This is a genomic window from Companilactobacillus keshanensis, assembly GCF_003946205.1.
Classification (GTDB): Bacteria; Bacillota; Bacilli; order Lactobacillales; family Lactobacillaceae; genus Companilactobacillus; species Companilactobacillus keshanensis.
On record NZ_RHOS01000004.1, the window covers coordinates 16,253 to 36,263 of the forward strand.

The following is a 20,011-nucleotide window of genomic DNA, read 5'->3' on the forward strand; positions in this document are numbered from 1 at the left end:
TTCGTTTTCAATGGGAGAAAATATGACGGAAAAGAAAAAATTACTTTTAATTGATGGGAACAGTGTTTCTTTTAGAGCATTTTTTGCCATGCATAATGTTTTAGATAAATTTATTTCAGGTGATGGCATCCATACAAATGCTGTGTACGCCTTTAATAATATGTTGGAAATTATTTTAAAAGATGAAAAACCAACGCATGCATTGGTTGCTTTTGATGCTGGGAAAACAACTTTTAGAACGGAAATGTTTTCCGACTATAAGGGCACACGTGCCAAAACTCCACCAGAACTAATGGAGCAGTTACCAATAATTCAAGAGTTGTTGAATCTTAGAGGAATCAAAACTTATGATTTAAAGAATTATGAGGCTGATGATATTATCGGAACAATGTCAAAAAAGGCCGAAGAGGACAACATGAATGTCACTGTTATTACTGGTGATCGTGATTTAACTCAATTAACAACTGATAAAGTGACCGTCAAAGTTAATGTCAAAGGTGTTACGGAAACAGAAGCCTACACTCCAGAACATGTTAAAGAAAAGTTAGGAATAACCCCGGCACAAATTATTGATATGAAGGGCCTAATGGGAGATAATTCTGACCACTATCCTGGGGTTGAAAAAGTCGGTGAGAAAACTGCCATTAAACTGTTGACCGAATATAACAGTATGGAAAATCTCTATGAGCACGTTGATGAAATGAAAAAGAGTAAGTTAAAGGAACATTTGATTAACGATAAGAATCAAGCTTTTTTGAGTAAGAAACTTGCCACGATCAACTGCGAAGCTCCGGTTGAACTTGAATTGGGAAAGTTAGAATATCAAGGAGACAATCAAGAACAATTGATCAAATTCTATCAAAAGCTTGGTTTTAACTCATTTTTAGAAAAGATGAATGTTGAACCAGAAGAAACTAAAGAAGCTATGGCCGAGATCAAATATTTAGAATTGAATTCCGATGCTGCAAAGAATATTTTGAATAGTACTGAACCACAAACATTGATCGTTGAGAATTTTGGTGGCAACTATCATATTGATCCGATAATTGGTTTAGCAGTTAAAAGTGGCGACAATTACTATGCTACATCTGACGTTTCAATCTTAGAAAATGAAGATTTGAAACAGTGGATCGAGGATGGAACAAAAGAGAAATATACCTTTGATAATAAGAAAACGATTGCTTTATTGCATCGTTATGGTTGTGATCTTAAAGGTGTCAGTTTTGATTTATTATTGGTTTCTTACCTATTAGATACAAATGATAATAAGTCCGATCTTGGTATCGTTGCACAAAATTATGGTTATAACCTCCCAATGGAAGAAGAGTTTTATGGCAAAGGTGTAAAAAAAGCCGTACCAGAAGATAATCAGGTCCTGATGAACTTTCTTGCACAAAAAGCGCAGATTATTGCAACATTAAAAGATAAAATGTTGTCAGAATTAAAAGATAACGATCAAGATAGTCTCTATGATGAAATTGAATTACCATTGTCAAATGTCTTAGCCGAGATGGAAATCAAGGGTGTTAAAGTTGATGCATCAAGACTAAAAGAAATGGAAAATACTTTTGCTACAAAATTAACTGAGGTTGAACAAAAAATTTATAAGGAATCTGGACAAGAGTTTAATATCAACTCGCCCAAACAACTTGGTGTAGTTTTATTTGAAGACTTGAAGTTGCCAGTTATCAAGAAGACTAAGACTGGTTATTCGACATCAGTCGATGTACTTGAAAAATTGAAAGACAAGTCACCAGTTGTTCAGATGGTTTTGGATTATCGTCAAATATCTAAAATTCAGTCTACTTATGTAATAGGATTACAGAAATTTATTCAACCAGATAATAAAATTCATACAATTTATTTACAAACTCTAACTCAAACCGGTAGATTGTCTTCCATTGAGCCTAATCTGCAAAACATTCCAATCAGAATAGATGAAGGACGTCAGATCAGAAGAGCCTTTGTTCCACAACATCCAGATTGGGAAATGTTTTCTGCGGATTATTCACAAGTTGAGTTGCGTGTTTTGGCTCATATTTCTGGTGACGAACATATGCAAGAAGCCTTTAAGGAAGACTATGATATCCATGCCCATACTGCTATGAGAATATTTGGCCTAGATAGTACTGAAGAAGTTACACCAGACATGCGTCGACAAGCTAAGGCTACAAATTTTGGTATTGTTTATGGGATCAGTGACTATGGTCTATCTCAAAATATTGGCATAACTAGAAAACAAGCGGCTGCTTTTATTGATTCATATTTTGAACAGTATCCTGGTGTTAAGAAGTATATGGATGATATTGTTAAATATGCTCGTGAAAATGGTTATGTTGAAACGATAATGCATCGTCGTCGTTACCTACCGGACATTCATTCAAAGAATTTCAATGTTAGAAACTTTGCCCAAAGAACAGCCATGAATACTCCGATCCAAGGTAGTGCAGCTGATATTATTAAGGTTGCCATGATCAATATGCAAAAGATGCTTGATAAAGAACAATTACAGGCTAATTTATTGTTGCAAGTACATGATGAAATGATTTTTGAAGCACCAAAATCTGAAATACCGATTCTTGAAAAATTAGTTCCAAGTGTTATGGATTCGGCCGTTAAACTTGATGTTCCTTTGAAGGTTGAATCAGCACATGGTAAAACTTGGTATGAAGCAAAATAGTTACTAGAAAATTCGAAGTAGGTGAAATAAATGCCTGAAATGCCAGAGGTAGAGATAGTTAGACGTGGACTCATCAAACAAATTCAGGGTCGTAAGATCACAAACGTAGAGATCCGTTATCAAAATCTTATTACAGGGGATGTAGAACAGTTTATCGACATGGTAACTGGTACAACAATTACTGATATAGGCCGTCGAGCAAAATTTTTATTGATTCATTTGGACAATGGTTATACAATTATTAGTCATCTCCGAATGGAGGGAAAGTACCGTGTTTCCAATGATCCATCTATGATAGATAAACATTCTCATGCAATTTTTAGTTTGGATGATGGTCAAAAACTTATTTATAATGACGTGCGTAAATTTGGTCGAATGCAACTTTGGCGTACCCATGACCTGTCTGTCAATAAGTCGATTCAAAAACTTGGTCCAGAACCTTTATCTGATGAATTTACAGCTGAAAATGTCAAACCAAGGATCATGCGTCATCGAAAAGATATCAAGACAGTATTATTGGATCAGTCAGTGATGAGTGGACTCGGTAATATTTATGTTGATGAAGTTCTTTGGAACGCCAAGATACATCCCGAAACACCAGCTAATCATTTGAATGATGAAGATATCGATAATATTATTAAATATTCCAATATGGAAATGAAAATGGGGATTGAGGCTGGAGGATCAACTGTACGTTCATATTTAGATTCGACTGGACATGCAGGACACATGCAGGATTTTTTGCACGCGTATGGTAAAGAAGGTACGCCGTGTGATCGTTGCGGTACTGAAATTGTAAAAATTAAAGTTGGTGGACGTGGCACGCACTTTTGTCCTAAGTGTCAGGTGATCAAATGAGCAAGATCTATGGATTAACAGGTGGGATTGCCTCTGGAAAAACAACTGTTTTGAATATCTTTATCGAGAACGGTTGTCGGGTATATAATGCTGATGAAATTGCTCGCGAAGTGGTAGAAATTGGAACTCCCGGATTGGCCCAAATTACGGCTAGTTTTGGAGATGATATTTTAATGTCCGACGGTAATTTGAATCGAAAAAAATTGAGTCAAATTGTTTTTAGTGATAAACAAAAATTGGATAAATTGACTGATATAACTGCACCATTGATCAGAAAAAGAATTTTACAAATTGTTGAAAATGTACACACTTTAAAAGATAATTTAATTTATATTTTTGAGATACCACTGTTGTTTGAAACTAATTATCAACCGTATTTTGATGCCACCATAAGTATTTTCGTTAAGTCAGATATTCAATTATCTCGACTTATGAAACGTAACAACATAGATGGGCAAACGGCTAAGAATCAGATTGATTCGCAAATGCCAATGGAAGAAAAAAAGAAATTGGCGAATTTTGTGATTGATAATTCTGGTGACTTGGATGAGTTAAAAAGTGAAATAAAAACGTTATTAAAAAATCTATAATCAAGAAAAGAGGTCTGTCTTATGATCTGTCCACATTGTCATCATGATTCATCAAAGGTTGTCGACAGCCGACCAAGTGATGAAGGACGTGCGATTCGCAGAAGACGTGAATGTGAGTATTGCGGTACTCGTTTTACTACTTTTGAAAGAATCGAAAAAGCACCTTTATTAGTAATTAAAAAGAACGGTAATCGTGAAGAATTCAGTCGAGAGAAACTACTTCGTGGTTTAGTTCGTGCTGCTGAAAAACGACCAGTTACAATGGATCAAATGAATGAGATCGTTGATAAAGTTGAAAATCAAATTAGAGCAACAGGTGAAAATGAAGTACGTTCACAGGTGATCGGTGAGCATGTCATGAAGATATTGGCCGATGTTGATGATGTTACTTATATTCGTTTTGCTAGTGTTTATCGTGAATTTAAAGATATGAATAACTTCATGAAAGAAGTACAAGAAATGATGTCCAATGATAGCCAAAATAAGCGTGATTAAGGATGGATAGTTTGGATAGAGAAAATAATTCTGATATAGAAATCAATCCTTTAACTGGTTATTGGTGTCTGCCTCATGGACAGATCAATGACTATGACCGCCGTATTTTAACGGATCTATATTTACCGCTTTTAGGTACGACCGCTTATAGTGTTTATTTATTACTGTGGGAAAAAGTCCCAAACAAAGAAGTGGTAACTGATCGTAAAAATCACAACGATTTGTTGAGTCTTTTGAATGTTGATTTAAATAAATTTAATGCTGCTAGAGTTAGAGCAGAAGCACTAGGCCTGATCCGAACATTCACCAAAAATGATGATCTGGGTGAATACTGCATTTATCAGTTGTTTGAGCCGCTAACTCCTAAGGAGTTTTTTAAAGATGACTTGATGAGTATTTTTCTATATGAAAAAATTGGACAGATCAATTACAATGAATTGATCAAAAAATACTCTCGATCAGAAGCAATATTAGATCAGTCGACAGAAATAACTAAAGATTTTTTGGAAGTATTTCAACTTAATAATGATGATTTGATCAATACTCCGACGGATGTCAAAAACGCTCAAAGTGAATTCACAAGTGAGTCTGATAAAGGTAAGCCCAAAGTAGATCCTGCAACTATGAATCAATTGGATTGGGAACTGATAGAAGATCGAATCAGTCAGTTATTTAAGATTGAGAAAGATGACCTTTTGAAGAATCAAGAATTGATCATCAATCTGCATCTATTTTATGGAATTGATGAGATAGCTTTGATTGATTTGATCGGAAAAACAGCCAATATTGCTGATAATAAAATCGATCCAGAACGTTTACGAAGATCAGTTCAGGATCGGTTTGAAAAGAATGCCAATATCTCAGTCAAAAACGTGGAAGAGAAGCCCATTGATGCACCAGTGACTAATAATTTGAGTCGAGCAGATAATCTGCTATTAGAACAGGCGAAGTCAATGGTTCCGGCAGACTTTTTAGCAGCTGAAAAACAAAAGAGTGGTGGCTTTACCGGTGCGGCCGAATCGAAAGCTTTACGAGATATGGCCATGAAGACGTATCTTTCTCCAGCTGTTCTGAATATTTTGGTGGATTATATTCTACAAAACTCACCTACATTGTCAGTCGCCTTGATGGAAACTGTCGCCAATGATTGGCAACAAAACGAAGTTAAAACTCCAGAACAGGCTCTGCAAAGATTGCATGACTTCCAAAATAGACCTCGTAATTCACGTCGATACAATAACCGGAATAAAAAGGTGGAGAAGGCGACAGATTGGAGTAAAGTGCAGTCGAATACGCCAACAAATGATAAGAAGGCTCAAATCAAGCGTCAAGAATTGCAGGCAAGAATCAGAAAAATGCGGAATAAGGATAGTTAACTATGGAAAATTTAGGGAAAACAATGTCAGCTTATTTAAGCTCAAAGAATTTAACCGACGATTATCGTAAATTGTTGAATCAAGCTTTGAACGATGTTGATGTGCAGAGATTTTTAAAAGAGAATCAAGAATCGATCAATGAAGATACCATCTCTGTTAGTGCGGCCAGTATTTATGAATTTTACAATCATAAGACTAACCAAAGTGAACTTTCCAAGGGATATTATCCAAAATTGGTGATCAATAATCACAATATTGAAGTTGCCTATGTTCCGAATGCCAAAAAGCGTAGTGAAGCTAAGAAATCAGAATATGAATCTCGCTTTGTTTTGATGGATATGCCAAGTGATATACGTAGAGCTACACTTGATGATTACGATGGTGATGGACGTCAAGAAGCGTTGGCGGATGCTGTAGATTTTATTGAAAATTATAATGGACATAATGGCTTTGTACCCGGTTTGTATCTGGCAGGGGATTTCGGTGTGGGTAAGACCTATCTTTTAGGTGCCATTGCTAACGAGCTATTTAAATCTGATGTTAAAACGACAATCATGCATTTTCCAACTTTTGCGATTGAAATGAAGAATTCTATTGGGCAAAATAACGTTTTGAATCGTGTGAATAAAGTTAAAGATTCGGAAATCTTAATGTTAGATGATATTGGAGCTGACTCAATGTCCAGTTGGATTCGTGATGAAGTTTTGGGTGTTATTCTGCAATATCGTATGCAAGAAAACTTGCCAACATTTTTTTCATCCAATTTTTCAATGAACGAACTCGAAGAACATCTTTCCGTTAATCAACGAGGAGAGCAAGAGCCAGTAAAGGCTAAGCGAATTATGGAACGTGTGAAATACCTTTCACGTGAAGTTATTGTTACAGGACCTAACAAAAGATTTCAGCATTAGGACTTGCAATAACTAAAAATAAATGTTTCAATGTGTTCATGAAAGATAACACTTCGGTTCTAATTCAGGGAGGGTACGATTACTGAAAGCTTACCCATTACTGGAGCTACCACTTTCATATTAAAACTGTATATTTGTAGACGGTAACTTTATAACTAAAGAGAGAAAACTGTTCTTTTGTGTCCAGTTTTAATATGGGTGGAACCGCGTAGAAATGCGTCCCTGAAGTATATATGCAAATTTTTGTATGCATACTTCAGAGACGCATTTTTTTATGTGTTGTCAAAAACTTAGGAGGAAACAAGATATGTCAAAAATCAAACTGCGATTCCCAGACGATTCTGTTAAGGAGTTCGATCAAGGCACTACAGTCTTAGAAGTTGCTAAGTCAATTAGCACATCTCTAGGAAAAAAGGCCGTTGCAGGTAAAGTTAGCGGTATTCTAGTTGATATCGATAGTCCTATCAAGCAAGATGGTAAAATCGAAATTTTGTCACAAGATGACAATAAGGATTCATTGATCACTTTGAGAAACACTGCCAGTTTAGTATTTGGCGCTGCTGCTAAAGAAATTAAAAAAGACTTACACTTTGGTGAAAAACAAAGTAACGACGACGGTTTCTATGTAGATACTGATGACAAAGATGGCCAAATCAGTGTTGATGAACTTGAAAACATTGAAAAAGCTATGGAAAAAATCATCAAGAAGAATGACAAGATTGAACGTACATTGATGGACAAATCAGAACTTGTAGAAATGTTCAAAGATGATCCATACAAGTCATCATTGATCAGCGCTATCGAAGCTGTTCAAATTCCAGTTTACAAATTAGACAACTTTGTTGACTTTGGCTATTCAGCAGTTCTTCCTAGTTTAAGTGGTTTGAAACACTTCAAGCTTCTATCGGTTGCCGGTGCATATTGGCAAGGTAAATCAAGTAATCCAATGCTTCAAAGAATTTATGGTACATCATTCTTCAAACAAGATGATCTTGATGCAGATATGAAGCGTCGTGCAGAAATCAAAGAGCGTGATCACAGAACATTAGGCCGTGACCTTGACTTGTTCTTCGTTGATCCAGAAGTTGGTGCCGGACTTCCATACTGGATGCCAAATGGTGCTACTATCCGTCGTGTTATCGAAAGATACATTATTGATAAGGAAGTTGCCTGGGGTTACCAACACGTTTACACACCTATCCTTATGAACCTAAATGCTTATAAGACTTCAGGTCACTGGCAACACTACCGTGAAGACATGTTCCCACCAATGGATATGGGAGATGGCGAGATGCTTGAACTTCGTCCTATGAACTGTCCTTCACATATTCAAATTTACAAACATCACATTCGTTCATACCGTGAATTACCAGTTCGTATCGCTGAATTAGGTATGATGCACAGATATGAAAAATCAGGTGCTTTAAGTGGTTTACAACGTGTTCGTGAAATGACTTTAAACGATGGTCACACATTTGTTGCTCTTGATCAAATTCAAGAAGAATTCAAACGTACACTACAATTAATGGTAGAAGTCTATAAGGACTTTGATATTACAGATTACTCATTCCGTCTAAGCTATAGAGATCCTGCTAATACAGAAAAATACTTTGATGATGACGAAATGTGGAACAGATCACAATCAATGCTTAAGGGCGCTATGGATGACCTTGGATTGGATTACTACGAAGCAGAAGGTGAAGCTGCTTTCTACGGTCCAAAACTAGATGTTCAAACAAAGACAGCCCTAGGTAATGACGAAACATTATCAACTATCCAACTTGACTTTATGCAACCAGAACAATTCAAGTTGACATATGTTGGTTCAGATGGTGAAGAACACAGACCAGTTATGATTCACCGTGGTATCGTTTCTACAATGGAAAGATTTATTGCTTACTTGATCGAAATGTACAAGGGTGCCTTCCCAACATGGTTAGCTCCTATGCAAGTTAAGATCATTCCTGTTAACCAAAAGCTTCATGGTGAATATGCTAAGAATCTTCTTTCAGAATTACGTGCTAAGAATATTCGTGCTGAAATTGATGATCGTGACGAAAAGATGAACTATAAGATTCGTGATGCTCAAACAATGAAGGTTCCATATACAGCTGTTGTTGGTGATCAAGAAATGGCTGACGCAACTGTTTCAGTTAGAAAATATGGTGAGGACAATTCTAATTCAGAGAATGTTGCCATGTTTGTAGGTAGTGTTGAAGCTGATATTAATAACTTTAGTCGTAGAAACGGCTAAAAAGTATCACAATTGGTTGACAGTTTATTAATAAGATAGTATTATTAATAACTGTTGAGATTAAGCAGAAGCGCCCGCTTCTCACCTATGCGTTTGCCTCTAGGTTATAATACGATTGTATAAATAATGGTGGGCGTTGTATGCGCCCACTTTTTTTGTGGGTCCAAATAATTATGGAGGTGGCTACTCATAGCAAGAGATCTATTAATAAACGATCAAATACATGCAAAAGAAGTTAGATTAATTTCTGAAACTGGAGATCAAGTTGGGGTTAAACCAAGAGCAGAAGCACAACGTTTGGCTGATGCAGCTAGCATGGACTTAGTACTTATGTCCCCTGGCGCAAACCCACCCGTAGCTAGAATTATGGACTACGGTAAATATAAATTTGAACTTCAAAAGAAAAATCGTGAAGCACGTAAAAAACAAAAAACCGTTAGTTTAAAAGAAGTACGACTAAGTCCTACTATTGAAGATAACGACTTTAATACAAAACTTAATAACGCTCGTAAATTCTTATCTAAGGGTGATAAGGTCAAAGTTTCTCTTCGCTTTAAGGGTAGGGCCATTACTCATAAAGAGATAGGTAAGGAAGTTTTGGACCGTGTCGCTGAACAGACCAAGGATATTGCAAACGTAACTACAAGGCCTAAGATGGACGGTCGTAACATGTTCTTAATGCTTGATCCAATTAGTTCAAAAGATAATAAGAAAAAATAGTGGAGGGACTTTCAATGCCTAAACAAAAAACACACCGCGCATCAGCAAAAAGATTTAAGAAAACTGCTAATGGTGGCTGGAAGAGAAGTCATGCTTATACAAGTCACCGTTTCCACGGTAAGACAAAGAAGCAACGTCGTCAATTGGCTAAGCCAGGCATGGTAGATGCAAGTGATATGAAGCGTATCAAGCAAATGCTCGCTACATACTAATTAATTTTTGATAATTTAAAGGAGGAGTCATTATGCCACGTGTAAAAGGTGGAACAGTAACTCGCAAACGTCGTAAAAAGGTATTAAAATTAGCTAAGGGATATCGTGGATCAAAACATATCACTTTTAAAGCAGCACATACACAAATCATGGTTTCATACCGTTATGCATTCCGTGATCGTCGTCAAAGAAAACGTGATTTCCGTAAGTTATGGATTGCTAGAATCAATGCTGCTGCAAGATTGAATGAAATCAGTTACAGCAAAATGATGCATGGTTTGAAGTTAGCAAATGTTGACATCAACCGTAAGATGCTGGCACAAATTGCTATTGAAGATCCAAAGGCATTTACAAGTTTAGTAGATACAGCTAAGAAAGCTTTAGCTTAATGATGAAAACGTAATTTGGACATTCCAAATTACGTTTTTTTACTAAGGATAGAGGATTGAAAATGTTTAAACCATATATTATGCTCAATAAAATTACTGATATTGATGCTCAAGGACTAAAGAAATTGGGTGTTACAACAATAATGACTGATCTTGATAACACTTTGTTACCATGGGATAGTAACGAATACAATTTGTCGCTACGAAAATGGCTTAATCAAATGAATCGTGCAGATGTCGAGGTAATGGTGGTTTCAAATAACAGTTATGAACGTGTAGAGAAGGCCGTTTTAGATCTACCAGTAAGTATTGTTGCCAGAGCCGTTAAACCATTACCATTTGTAATTATGAAACATTTGCATGAGATGAAGATCGATCCGCAAAGTGTTTTATTTGTTGGTGATCAAGTTATGACAGATGTTTTAGCTGGTAATATGTCAGGTCTAAAAACAGTCTTAGTAAAACCATTGGTTGATACTGATGCTAAAAAAACTCGTGTGAATAGATTTTTTGAACGTCCTCTTTTAAAATTTATGCAGAGTCATGATTCAAATTTAAATTGGAAGGATTCATTAAATGACAGAGACTAGTGAAAAAATGTATTGTATTGGCTGTGGGGCTGAACTTCAAACCGAAGATAAAACAAAACCCGGCTATGTACAAAATTCTACCTTGAAAAAATATCAAGAAGATGATTCACGGGAACTCTTTTGCAAGAGGTGCTTTAGATTAAGAAATTACAACGAGATAACTGATGTTGATATCAGTGACGATGATTTCTTGAAACTATTAGATTCCATCGCCCAAAAAGATGGATTGATCGTTAATGTAATTGATATTTTTGACTATGAAGGTAGTGTGATCCCTGGATTACAACGTTTTGTCGGAGATAAAGATATTTTAGTAGTAGGGAATAAAGTCGACCTATTGCCAAAATCAGTTAACCAAAATCGTCTTTTGAACTGGTTACAACAAAAGAGTAAAGAGAATGGTATCAAATCGGTTAACCAAGTTATGGTATCAGCCGAAAAAGGTACAAATATAGATAAATTGATGAGATTGATCGAAAAATACCGTAATGGTAAGGACGTATATGTCGTAGGAACGACTAATACTGGTAAATCAACATTAATCAATAAAATTATCAGTCAAAACTCTGATGTTAAGGATTTGATAACAACTTCAAGATTTCCCGGAACTACTTTGGATAGAATTGATATTCCATTGGATGACGGAAAGAGCCTGATCGATACACCAGGAATTATCCACAAATATCAATTAGCTCATTTCTTGAATGATGAAGATCTTAAAACAGTTACACCTAAAAAACCGCTTAGACCAGCAACTTTCCAATTAAGAGATGGACAAACTATCTTTGTTGCAGGATTGGCTAGATTTGATTTTCTTGATGAGAAAACAAACGTTGTCTTTTATGTAAATCAAAACTTACTTTTACATAGAACAAAGACAATTAACGCTGAAGAATTTTATCAGAAACATTTGGGTGAAATGTTGACACCACCATCTGATGTTGAAGAATTTCCAACTTTGAAAAAAGAAGAATTCATAGCACATGATAGATCAGATATTGTTATCTACGGTTTAGGCTGGGTCACAATTCCTGCTGGTAGCAAAGTTAGAGTATATGTTCCGGATGGCGTGAGCGTTTCTATTCGCGATGCTATCATTTAATTGTTAAACTGGAGATAAGGAAAAAATTAATGATAATAAAAGGTAAGAAGAATCGCTATTTGAGAAGTCAGGCTGCTACTATGAAGCCATTGATCCAAGTTGGACATGAAGGAATCAGTGAGAATCTTTTAAATCAACTTGAATTGTTGATCAATAAAAATGAGTTAATCAAAGTATCATTACTTCAAAATACTATGGTTGAACCAAGTGATCTAGTTGAAGCATTGGCAGAATTTGACGAAAAAATCGTTCATATTCAAACAATTGGTTCAAAGATGGTCTTTTATAAGAAAGCACCTAAAATCAAATATCGTAAGTATTCGAACGAATTAGAAAATATTCAGTAATAAGTGATGAAAAATGAACACACAACAACAAATATTAACTAAAGTAAAACCACAATTTCAAACAAATCATAAAAAACGGCATGTCGGTATTTTGGGTGGAACTTTCAACCCAATTCACTTAGGACATTTAGTTATAGCTGATCAAGTTTCTGAACAGCTTTGTTTAAACAAAATTTTATTTTTACCAGATAAAATTCCACCACATCGTGGTGTTAAAAAACAGAGTCCCATTGATAGCAGCGATCGAATCAAGATGGTCAAGCTAGCGATTGAAGATAATATTCATTTCGATTTGGATCTAACAGATGTAAATCGCGGTGGAATCAGTTATACATATGAAACGATCAAATTACTCAAGGAATATAACCCGGATACTGAATACTATTTCATTATCGGTGGGGATATGGTCGAGAATTTGTCGAAGTGGGCCCATATTGATGAGCTAGTTAACATGGTTCATTTTGTCGGGGTCTGTCGAAAGGGCTTTGAGAAGAAGTCAAAATATCCTATACTTTGGGTAAATACTCCGGAATTAGAAATCAGTTCCAGTATGATTCGTCAACATGTTAAAAAAGGACAGTCAATTAAGTACCTTGTTCCTAAAAAAGTTGAGGAGTATATAAAAGATAGGAGGTTGTATCTTGACTAAGTTCAATTATGAAAATGTTAAACTTGATCTTGATCGTGATAAATTGATTAATCGTATGAAAACACAATTGAGTGACTTTCGATTTAATCATTGTTTGCGAGTAGAAAAAACCAGCCGAGGTTTGGCTGCAGAATATAAGATCGATGTTGATAGGGCCGGATTAGCAGGTCTTTTACATGATTACGCTAAGGAACGCTCTGATGAAGAATTTATAGAAGTTATTAAATCTAAACATCTTGATAAGAATTTACTGAATTATGGAAATGCCATTTGGCATGGAATTGTCGGTGCTGAAATTATCAAAGATGAGTTAGGTATTTATGATGAGGATGTTTTAAATGCCGTTCGTCGTCATACTGTTGGATCGACAAACATGACGGGAGTCGATAAGTGTGTCTTTGTGGCAGACTTTATTGAGCCGGAAAGAGATTTTCCAGGTATTGATAAGGCCCGCAAATATGCTGAAAAATCTATAGATGCCGCTGTGGCTTTTGAACTAAAACACTCAGTAGCATACTTGGTAAAGAAAAATCGCGTAATCTATCCTACAACCTTTGATAGTTACAATTATTGGATAGCTAAAGGAGAACTTTAATTGAATTCAAAAGAAATGATGGAAATTGCTGTTAAAGCAGCAGATAGTAAACATGCTAATGATATTAGTGTGTTAAATATTAGTGAAGTAAGTATTATGGCTGATTACTTTGTAATTATGGACGCAAGCTCACAACGTCAAGTAGACGCTATTGTTCAAGCCATTTTAGATGAGATGGGTAAAAACGACGTTGAAGTAGGTCATGTTGAAGGTAAACGTGATTCTAAGTGGATCTTGATCGATTTACACGACATCGTTATTCATGTCTTTGTTTCTGAAGAACGTGATTTCTACAATTTAGAAAAACTTTGGTCAGATGCTCCAAGTGTTGATATTTCAAACTTGGTAACTGAATAATGATTTATAATTCATTTGCACGTGTGTATAGTGAATTGATGGATGATTCACTATATGCTAGGTGGGCTGACTACGTTCAAAAACAAGCTCCAGAAGCAAAAAGTTTGTTAGATGTAGCCTGTGGTACAGGAGATCTTACTATCGAGTTGGCTGGTAATTATCAGGTTACTGGAACAGATCTATCGGAAGAAATGCTCAAAATTGCCGAAGAAAAAGCAACGACTAATAATGTTGATATTCCTTTTATTCAAAGTAATATGATGGATCTATATGATTTCAAAAAATATGATGTCATAACATGTTTTGATGATTCAATCTGTTATTTGAATGGGGAAGAAGAATTAGAAGTCGCATTTAATCAAACCTTTGAACATTTAAATGAAGGTGGATTTTATTTGTTCGATGCTCATTCTTTATACCAAATGGACGAAGTATTTCCGGGTTATATGTTCAACCATAAGAGTGGAGATTCAGCATTTATGTGGAGTAGTTTTGAGGGTGAATATCCTCATAGTATCGAGCATGAATTGACATTCTTTGATTGGAATGAAAAAATCGGTGGATATTCGGTTAATACTGAAATTCATCATGAGAGAACCTATCCAATTGAAACTTTTGTCGATATTTTAAAAGAGACAGGGTTCAAAAATATCTCGATTAGTGCCGATTTTGGCAAGTCAGATGTTTTAAAGGATTCAAATCGCTGGTTTTTCTCTGCTCAGAAATAGAGGTTAATATGCAAAAAATCTACGGATTTGTCGCTGAATTTAATCCATTTCACAATGGACATAAGTTATTTATAGATGAAATAAAACAAAAATTTCACCCCGATGTTTTAATTGCCGTCATGTCTGGCAATTATGTACAACGAGGTGATTTTGCCATTCTCGATAAATGGCAGAGGGCTAGAATTGCCGTTGAAAATGGAGTCGATTTAGTTGTCGAATTGCCATTCGCTTATGCGGTTGAGCCAGCCGATTTATTTGCTAAAGGTGCGGTTATGCTACTTGATAGGCTGAAAGTAAATAACCTAGTGTTTGGTACTGAAACTGATCTAAATTTTGAATCAGTGGCAAGCCAGATGCTAAAGCTTAATATGGATTTTAGGCAAGATTATCAAAATAACTACGCGACAAACCTGACTGAATTTTATAAACAGTCCGGTGTTGATGTGTTGGGATATCCTAATCAACTTTTGGGAATAAATTACGTCCAACAGGTTTTAAAAAATGCCTATTCTATGAAAATAAATACAATAATTCGTCAAGGATCGATTAGTGCAACTAAAATCAGACAAAATTTTCATGACGGAATTCAAATCGGAGATTTAGTACCTGAGAGTTCATTGTCGGCTTTGAAAAATGATAAAATTATCTCGTGGGATGATTCATTTCCTTATTTAAAGTATCGAATATTGAGTGAATCTTCTCCTGAATTGCATAGAGTTTATCAGATGGTCGAAGGGCTGGAAAATAAATTCAAAAAAGAAATTTCACATGATAGCTTCTCTGAATTTTTAGATAGCGTGAAATCAAAACGGTATACTAGGTCGCGTTTACGAAGACTGGCTCTGTACACTTTGATGAATGTTTATGGAAAAGAGATCAGTGCAGTTTATGAGGAACCTTATTTAAGGGTTCTTGGTTTTGATCAAATTGGTCAAAATTACTTAAATGAACTTAGGAAAGATTCTGAGTTTATTGTTAGAGTGGGTAAAAATGAGCGTAATACTTTGAGCTTGGATCTAAAAGCTGATAGTATTAGAAAGCTAATAGATAGTAGAGAACAAAATTTTGGAAAAATTCCTTTTATGGAGGGAAAAGATTAATGCTTAATTGGAACGTTTCAGATATTCGAAAGTACAAAGACAAGCCATTTGCTTTTAAAGAGGAAATCGATCTGGAAACAGAATTAAAGAATCGTTCAAAAGATATTTTGAAGGTCGATAAAGTAAATGTTGATGGTCAATTGTTTAATGACAATGGTTTAGTTATCTCAGATATCAAAGTGACAACTGAGGTTACTTTGCCATCAACTAGAAGTCTCGAGGAAGTTTCAGTACCGCTAAACTTTCGAATTAATGAGGCTTATAACATCGATAATATTGATACAGAAGAATTTGAAGAGAATACGATTATTATTCCGATCGACGAAGAAGATCCTGTAATTGATGTATATGAATCGGTCTTAGATAATATTTTGTTAGATATTCCGACACAAGTTTTGACTGAGAAAGAACGCAGTGAAAATATTATGCCATCAGGCAGTAATTGGGCTGTTATTTCCGAAGAGGAATACGACAAGCAAAAAGAAGAGGATAAGCAAGTAAATCCTGAATTTGCTAAACTTAAAAATTTATTTAAAGATAATAACGAAGAGGAGTAGTTTTTTTATACTCCTTTTTTGTTTTTTTGTTACTATTAAATATGTAAGTAATTACAAGTCGGAGGTATTAGTATGTCAAAACCACAAATTGGTGTTATTGGAATGGCTGTTATGGGTAAGAATTTAGCCCTTAATATTGAAAGCCGTGGATATGAGGTTGCTATTTTCAACAGAACTGGCTCAAAGACCGAAAATGTTGTTAAAGAACATCCTGATAAAAAATTGGTACCAAGCTATACAATTGAGGATTTTGTTGCTTCATTGGAGAAACCACGTCGTATTTTGATGATGGTCAAAGCTGGTGCTGGTACAGATGCTGTTATCAAAGAATTGATCCCATTACTTGATAAGGGTGATGTTTTGATCGATGGTGGTAACACGTTCTTTGAAGATACTATTAAGAGAAGTGAATTATTGGATAAATCCGGTATCAACTTCATCGGAATGGGAGTTTCTGGTGGTGAATTAGGTGCTCTTGAAGGACCTTCATTGATGCCGGGTGGCCAAAAAGAGGCCTATGATCTAGTTGCTCCTATCTTGAAGCAAATCTCTGCTAAGGCAGATGAAGACGGTGCTCCATGTGTTTCATATATTGGACCAAATGGTGCTGGTCACTATGTAAAGATGGTACATAATGGTATCGAATATGGTGATATGGAATTGATCTCTGAAAGTTACAACTTGTTGACACACTTATTTAACAACGATTTAAACAAAGTTGCCGATGTCTTCAAAGACTGGAATAAGGGTGAACTTTCAAGTTACTTGATCGAGATCACAGCTGAGATCCTAACAAGAAAAGATGATGAAGGTAGTGATGACTTTATCGTAAATAAGATCATGGATAAAGCTGGTAACAAGGGTACTGGTAAGTGGAGTTCACAAAGTGCGCTTGAACTTGGTGTACCTCAATCACTTATTACTTCAGCCGTTTACTCACGTTACATTTCTGCTTATAAAGATGAACGTGTTAAGGCAAGCAAAGTTCTTGCTGCACCGGCAAACAAACCAGAAGTAAATATTGATGAATTTGTTGAAAAGATCCGTAAGGCTTTGTACTTCAGTAAAATTATGAGTTATGCTCAAGGATTTGCTCAAATGAAGGCTGCCTCAGATCACTATGATTGGAACTTACAATATGGTGAAATTGCCCAAATATGGCGTGCTGGATGTATCATCCGTGCACAATTCTTACAAAAGATCACTGACGCATATGATAAAGATGCTGATCTTGATAACTTATTGTTAGATAATTACTTCAAAGATATCGTTGAAAAGTATCAAGCTGCCGTTCGTGACGTTGTTAGTTACGCCGTTCAAGCAGGAATCCCTGTTTCAGGATTCATGTCAGCTGTTTCTTACTATGATCAATATCGTTCAGAAGTATTGCCAGCTAACTTAGTACAAGCTCAAAGAGATTACTTTGGTGCTCATACTTATGAGAGAAACGACAAACCAGGTATTTTCCATTACACATGGTACAAAGAACAATAGAGACTAATTTTAACCTCAGATAATCTTAATTATCTGAGGTTTTTTTTTACTTTCTAAATTTTTGTGAAAGAATAAAAATAAAAACTTGCCTTCTTTTAATATTTGCTATATGTTAAAATCATTAATGCATGTCCATAGACGGGCAATACAAATAAAAATGATTAAGTTATGATTAAAAATTATTTAATATATAGGAGAATAAGATGGCTAAGATACTTGTTATTGAAGATGAAGAAAATATGGCCAAATTCGTTCAACTTGAGTTACAACATGAAAATTATGAGGTAACCGTAGAACGAGATGGTCGTACTGGTTTAGCAGCTGCGTTGAATGAAGAGTGGGATTTGATATTGCTTGATTTAATGTTGCCGGAATTAAACGGAATTGAAGTATGTCGTCGTGTCAGACAAGAAAAGAACACACCAGTTATTATGATGACTGCTCGTGATTCTATTATTGATCGTGTTTCAGGACTTGATCATGGTGCCGATGATTACATAGTCAAACCATTTGCGATTGAGGAGCTACTTGCAAGAATTCGTGCTTTGCTTAGAAGAATCGATTTAGATATTGACGTTACAAGAAATAACGATCAAGTTTTGAAGTACAAGAACTTAGTTATCGATAAAACTACTCAAACATTGAAACGTAATGGTGAAGTGATCGACCTTACTAGACGTGAATATGATCTCTTGAGTGCTTTGATGGAAAACGTAGGCACAGTTTTGAGTCGTGATGACTTATTAGAACGTGTCTGGGGTTCTGGCTCAAGTACTGAAACAAACGTCGTTGACGTTTATATTAAGTACCTTAGAAACAAGATCGATCGTGGTGGTGCACCTAGTTATATCTCAACAGTTCGTGGTAAAGGATATGTGATGAGACGATGAGAATTTCAATCAAATTCAAATGGACGTCGTTAATATCTTTAGTTATTTTGGCAGCTTACGTAGTTGTTGCTGTCATCGCTTCAAAAACAGTTGATGGTATAGCTACTGCCAATGAGATCCAAGCCTTTAATCTTAAATTAATCATCGGTGGGGTAGTGATATTCCTTATTGGTGTATTGATAAGTTATTTAGCAGTTAATCAAGTTTTAAATAATTTGAAGGTTATTAGTCGTACGATCGATGATTTGAATAAAAAACCCGATTCTGATTCCAGAATCAAACTTCGTAAACGTGATGATGAAATTTATGATTTAACTATCAATATCAATAAGATGTTGGACCGCATGCAAGCCTATACAAATCAGCAAAAAGAGTTCGTTGAGGATGTTTCACATGAATTAAGAACTCCAGTTGCCGTTTTGGAAGGGCATTTGAATATGTTGCAACGCTGGGGTAAAGATGACCCTGAGGTCTTAAATGATTCGATCAATTCTTCATTGCAAGAATTGAAACGGATGCAGTCATTGATTCAAGAAATGCTTGATTTAACTCGTGTTGAACAGATCGATAGCGACTATCTTAAACAAACAACAGAGGTTAAGCCATTATTTACTCAAGTTTATAATGACTTCAAGATGTTGCATCCTGATTTTGTGATCAACTTTGATGACGATATCAGAGAAGGCAGTTTAGTTCAGATATATCGTAATCATTTGGAACAAGTTTTGGTTATCCTTTTGGATAATGCCTTCAAGTATTCGGCTGATCGAAAAGAAATCAGTTTGTCAGCTTCAACTAACTCCGCACTGTTGGAAGTGGTTGTCCAAGATTATGGTCTAGGAATCGCTAAAAATGACCTTAAACGAGTTTTTAATAGATTCTATAGAGTTGACAAGGCTCGTTCAAGAAAACGTGGTGGGAACGGTCTAGGGCTTTCAATTGCCAAAAGATTGATCGAAATCTATCATGGTAGTTTGGAAGTTGAAAGTGTTGTCGGTTCTGGAACAGTTTTTAAGATCGAATTACCGATCGTAACGATTGAACCGGATGACGGTGATGACAAACCCAAAAAAGATAATAAGAAAAAGGACTAAACAATAGCCGATGAGAAATTTAA

22 protein-coding genes are annotated in these 20,011 nt (G+C 35.6%); all 22 read left to right on the forward strand.

Annotated features, from left to right (window positions below):
- Positions 1-22: 22 nt before the first annotated feature.
- The 22 genes from polA (at position 23) to EKM64_RS03510 (ending at position 19,988) form a co-directional block, all read left to right on the forward strand.
- A complete protein-coding gene (gene polA, locus EKM64_RS03405; protein WP_125675624.1) occupies positions 23-2,680 on the forward strand; it encodes a DNA polymerase I in 2,658 nt (885 codons plus the stop codon).
- A gap of 30 nt (positions 2,681-2,710) precedes the next feature.
- Positions 2,711-3,538, forward strand: coding sequence for a DNA-formamidopyrimidine glycosylase (mutM, locus tag EKM64_RS03410; RefSeq protein WP_125675626.1), 828 nt, complete (start codon positions 2,711-2,713; stop codon positions 3,536-3,538).
- The gene (gene coaE, locus EKM64_RS03415) at positions 3,535-4,128 is read left to right on the forward strand and encodes a dephospho-CoA kinase (protein ID WP_125675628.1); all 594 of its coding nucleotides are present in this window, start codon (positions 3,535-3,537) and stop codon (positions 4,126-4,128) included. Before mutM ends, coaE begins: the two co-directional genes overlap by 4 nt.
- Positions 4,129-4,149: 21 nt before the next feature.
- Positions 4,150-4,623 carry a transcriptional regulator NrdR gene (gene nrdR / locus EKM64_RS03420; RefSeq protein ID WP_125675630.1) on the forward strand — a complete coding sequence of 158 codons (474 nt, stop codon included), beginning with the start codon at positions 4,150-4,152 and terminating at the stop codon, positions 4,621-4,623.
- A gap of 11 nt (positions 4,624-4,634) precedes the next feature.
- Positions 4,635-5,999, forward strand: coding sequence for a DnaD domain protein (locus tag EKM64_RS03425; protein WP_225420941.1), 1,365 nt, complete (start codon positions 4,635-4,637; stop codon positions 5,997-5,999).
- Positions 6,000-6,001: 2 nt separating this feature from the next.
- Complete coding sequence (dnaI, locus tag EKM64_RS03430; RefSeq protein ID WP_125675634.1) at positions 6,002-6,910, forward strand: primosomal protein DnaI; 909 nt, start codon at positions 6,002-6,004, stop codon at positions 6,908-6,910.
- Positions 6,911-7,217: 307 nt separating this feature from the next.
- Entirely contained in the window at positions 7,218-9,164 is a 1,947-nt protein-coding gene (gene thrS, locus EKM64_RS03435) for a threonine--tRNA ligase (RefSeq protein ID WP_125675636.1), read from the forward strand.
- Between the two features lie 189 nt (positions 9,165-9,353).
- Positions 9,354-9,884: a translation initiation factor IF-3 gene (gene infC / locus EKM64_RS03440; RefSeq protein ID WP_125675638.1), complete on the forward strand. Its 531-nt coding sequence runs from the start codon at positions 9,354-9,356 to the stop codon at positions 9,882-9,884.
- Between the two features lie 14 nt (positions 9,885-9,898).
- Positions 9,899-10,096 (forward strand): 50S ribosomal protein L35, encoded by a 198-nt coding sequence (gene rpmI / locus EKM64_RS03445; RefSeq protein WP_057763535.1) that lies wholly within the window; start codon positions 9,899-9,901, stop codon positions 10,094-10,096.
- Between the two features lie 32 nt (positions 10,097-10,128).
- Positions 10,129-10,485, forward strand: a complete 357-nt coding sequence (gene rplT / locus EKM64_RS03450) for a 50S ribosomal protein L20 (protein ID WP_125591490.1) — start codon at positions 10,129-10,131, stop codon at positions 10,483-10,485.
- Positions 10,486-10,547: 62 nt separating this feature from the next.
- Positions 10,548-11,075 carry a YqeG family HAD IIIA-type phosphatase gene (locus tag EKM64_RS03455; protein WP_125675640.1) on the forward strand — a complete coding sequence of 176 codons (528 nt, stop codon included), beginning with the start codon at positions 10,548-10,550 and terminating at the stop codon, positions 11,073-11,075.
- A complete protein-coding gene (gene yqeH / locus EKM64_RS03460) occupies positions 11,062-12,177 on the forward strand; it encodes a ribosome biogenesis GTPase YqeH (protein WP_125675642.1) in 1,116 nt (371 codons plus the stop codon). The genes EKM64_RS03455 and yqeH overlap by 14 nt, the downstream gene beginning before the upstream one ends.
- Before the next feature lie 29 nt (positions 12,178-12,206).
- Positions 12,207-12,524, forward strand: a complete 318-nt coding sequence (locus EKM64_RS03465) for a YhbY family RNA-binding protein (protein WP_125675644.1) — start codon at positions 12,207-12,209, stop codon at positions 12,522-12,524.
- Between the two features lie 13 nt (positions 12,525-12,537).
- The gene (locus EKM64_RS03470) at positions 12,538-13,173 is read left to right on the forward strand and encodes a nicotinate-nucleotide adenylyltransferase (RefSeq protein WP_125675646.1); all 636 of its coding nucleotides are present in this window, start codon (positions 12,538-12,540) and stop codon (positions 13,171-13,173) included.
- Positions 13,166-13,768, forward strand: a complete 603-nt coding sequence (gene yqeK / locus EKM64_RS03475; protein WP_225420942.1) for a bis(5'-nucleosyl)-tetraphosphatase (symmetrical) YqeK — start codon at positions 13,166-13,168, stop codon at positions 13,766-13,768. The genes EKM64_RS03470 and yqeK overlap by 8 nt, the downstream gene beginning before the upstream one ends.
- On the forward strand, positions 13,769-14,125 hold the full coding sequence (gene rsfS, locus EKM64_RS03480; protein WP_125675648.1) for a ribosome silencing factor: 357 nt from the start codon (positions 13,769-13,771) through the stop codon (positions 14,123-14,125). It begins immediately after the preceding gene.
- Positions 14,125-14,853, forward strand: a complete 729-nt coding sequence (locus tag EKM64_RS03485; RefSeq protein WP_125675650.1) for a class I SAM-dependent DNA methyltransferase — start codon at positions 14,125-14,127, stop codon at positions 14,851-14,853. Before rsfS ends, EKM64_RS03485 begins: the two co-directional genes overlap by 1 nt.
- A gap of 8 nt (positions 14,854-14,861) precedes the next feature.
- Positions 14,862-15,953, forward strand: coding sequence for a nucleotidyltransferase family protein (locus EKM64_RS03490; RefSeq protein WP_125675652.1), 1,092 nt, complete (start codon positions 14,862-14,864; stop codon positions 15,951-15,953).
- Positions 15,953-16,510 carry a YceD family protein gene (locus EKM64_RS03495; RefSeq protein WP_125675654.1) on the forward strand — a complete coding sequence of 186 codons (558 nt, stop codon included), beginning with the start codon at positions 15,953-15,955 and terminating at the stop codon, positions 16,508-16,510. The genes EKM64_RS03490 and EKM64_RS03495 overlap by 1 nt, the downstream gene beginning before the upstream one ends.
- A 72-nt stretch (positions 16,511-16,582) precedes the next feature.
- Positions 16,583-18,004 (forward strand): NADP-dependent phosphogluconate dehydrogenase, encoded by a 1,422-nt coding sequence (gene gndA, locus EKM64_RS03500; RefSeq protein WP_125675656.1) that lies wholly within the window; start codon positions 16,583-16,585, stop codon positions 18,002-18,004.
- Between the two features lie 203 nt (positions 18,005-18,207).
- Positions 18,208-18,894, forward strand: a complete 687-nt coding sequence (locus EKM64_RS03505) for a response regulator transcription factor (protein WP_125675658.1) — start codon at positions 18,208-18,210, stop codon at positions 18,892-18,894.
- Complete coding sequence (locus tag EKM64_RS03510; RefSeq protein WP_125675660.1) at positions 18,891-19,988, forward strand: sensor histidine kinase; 1,098 nt, start codon at positions 18,891-18,893, stop codon at positions 19,986-19,988. Before EKM64_RS03505 ends, EKM64_RS03510 begins: the two co-directional genes overlap by 4 nt.
- Positions 19,989-20,011 lie beyond the last annotated feature (23 nt).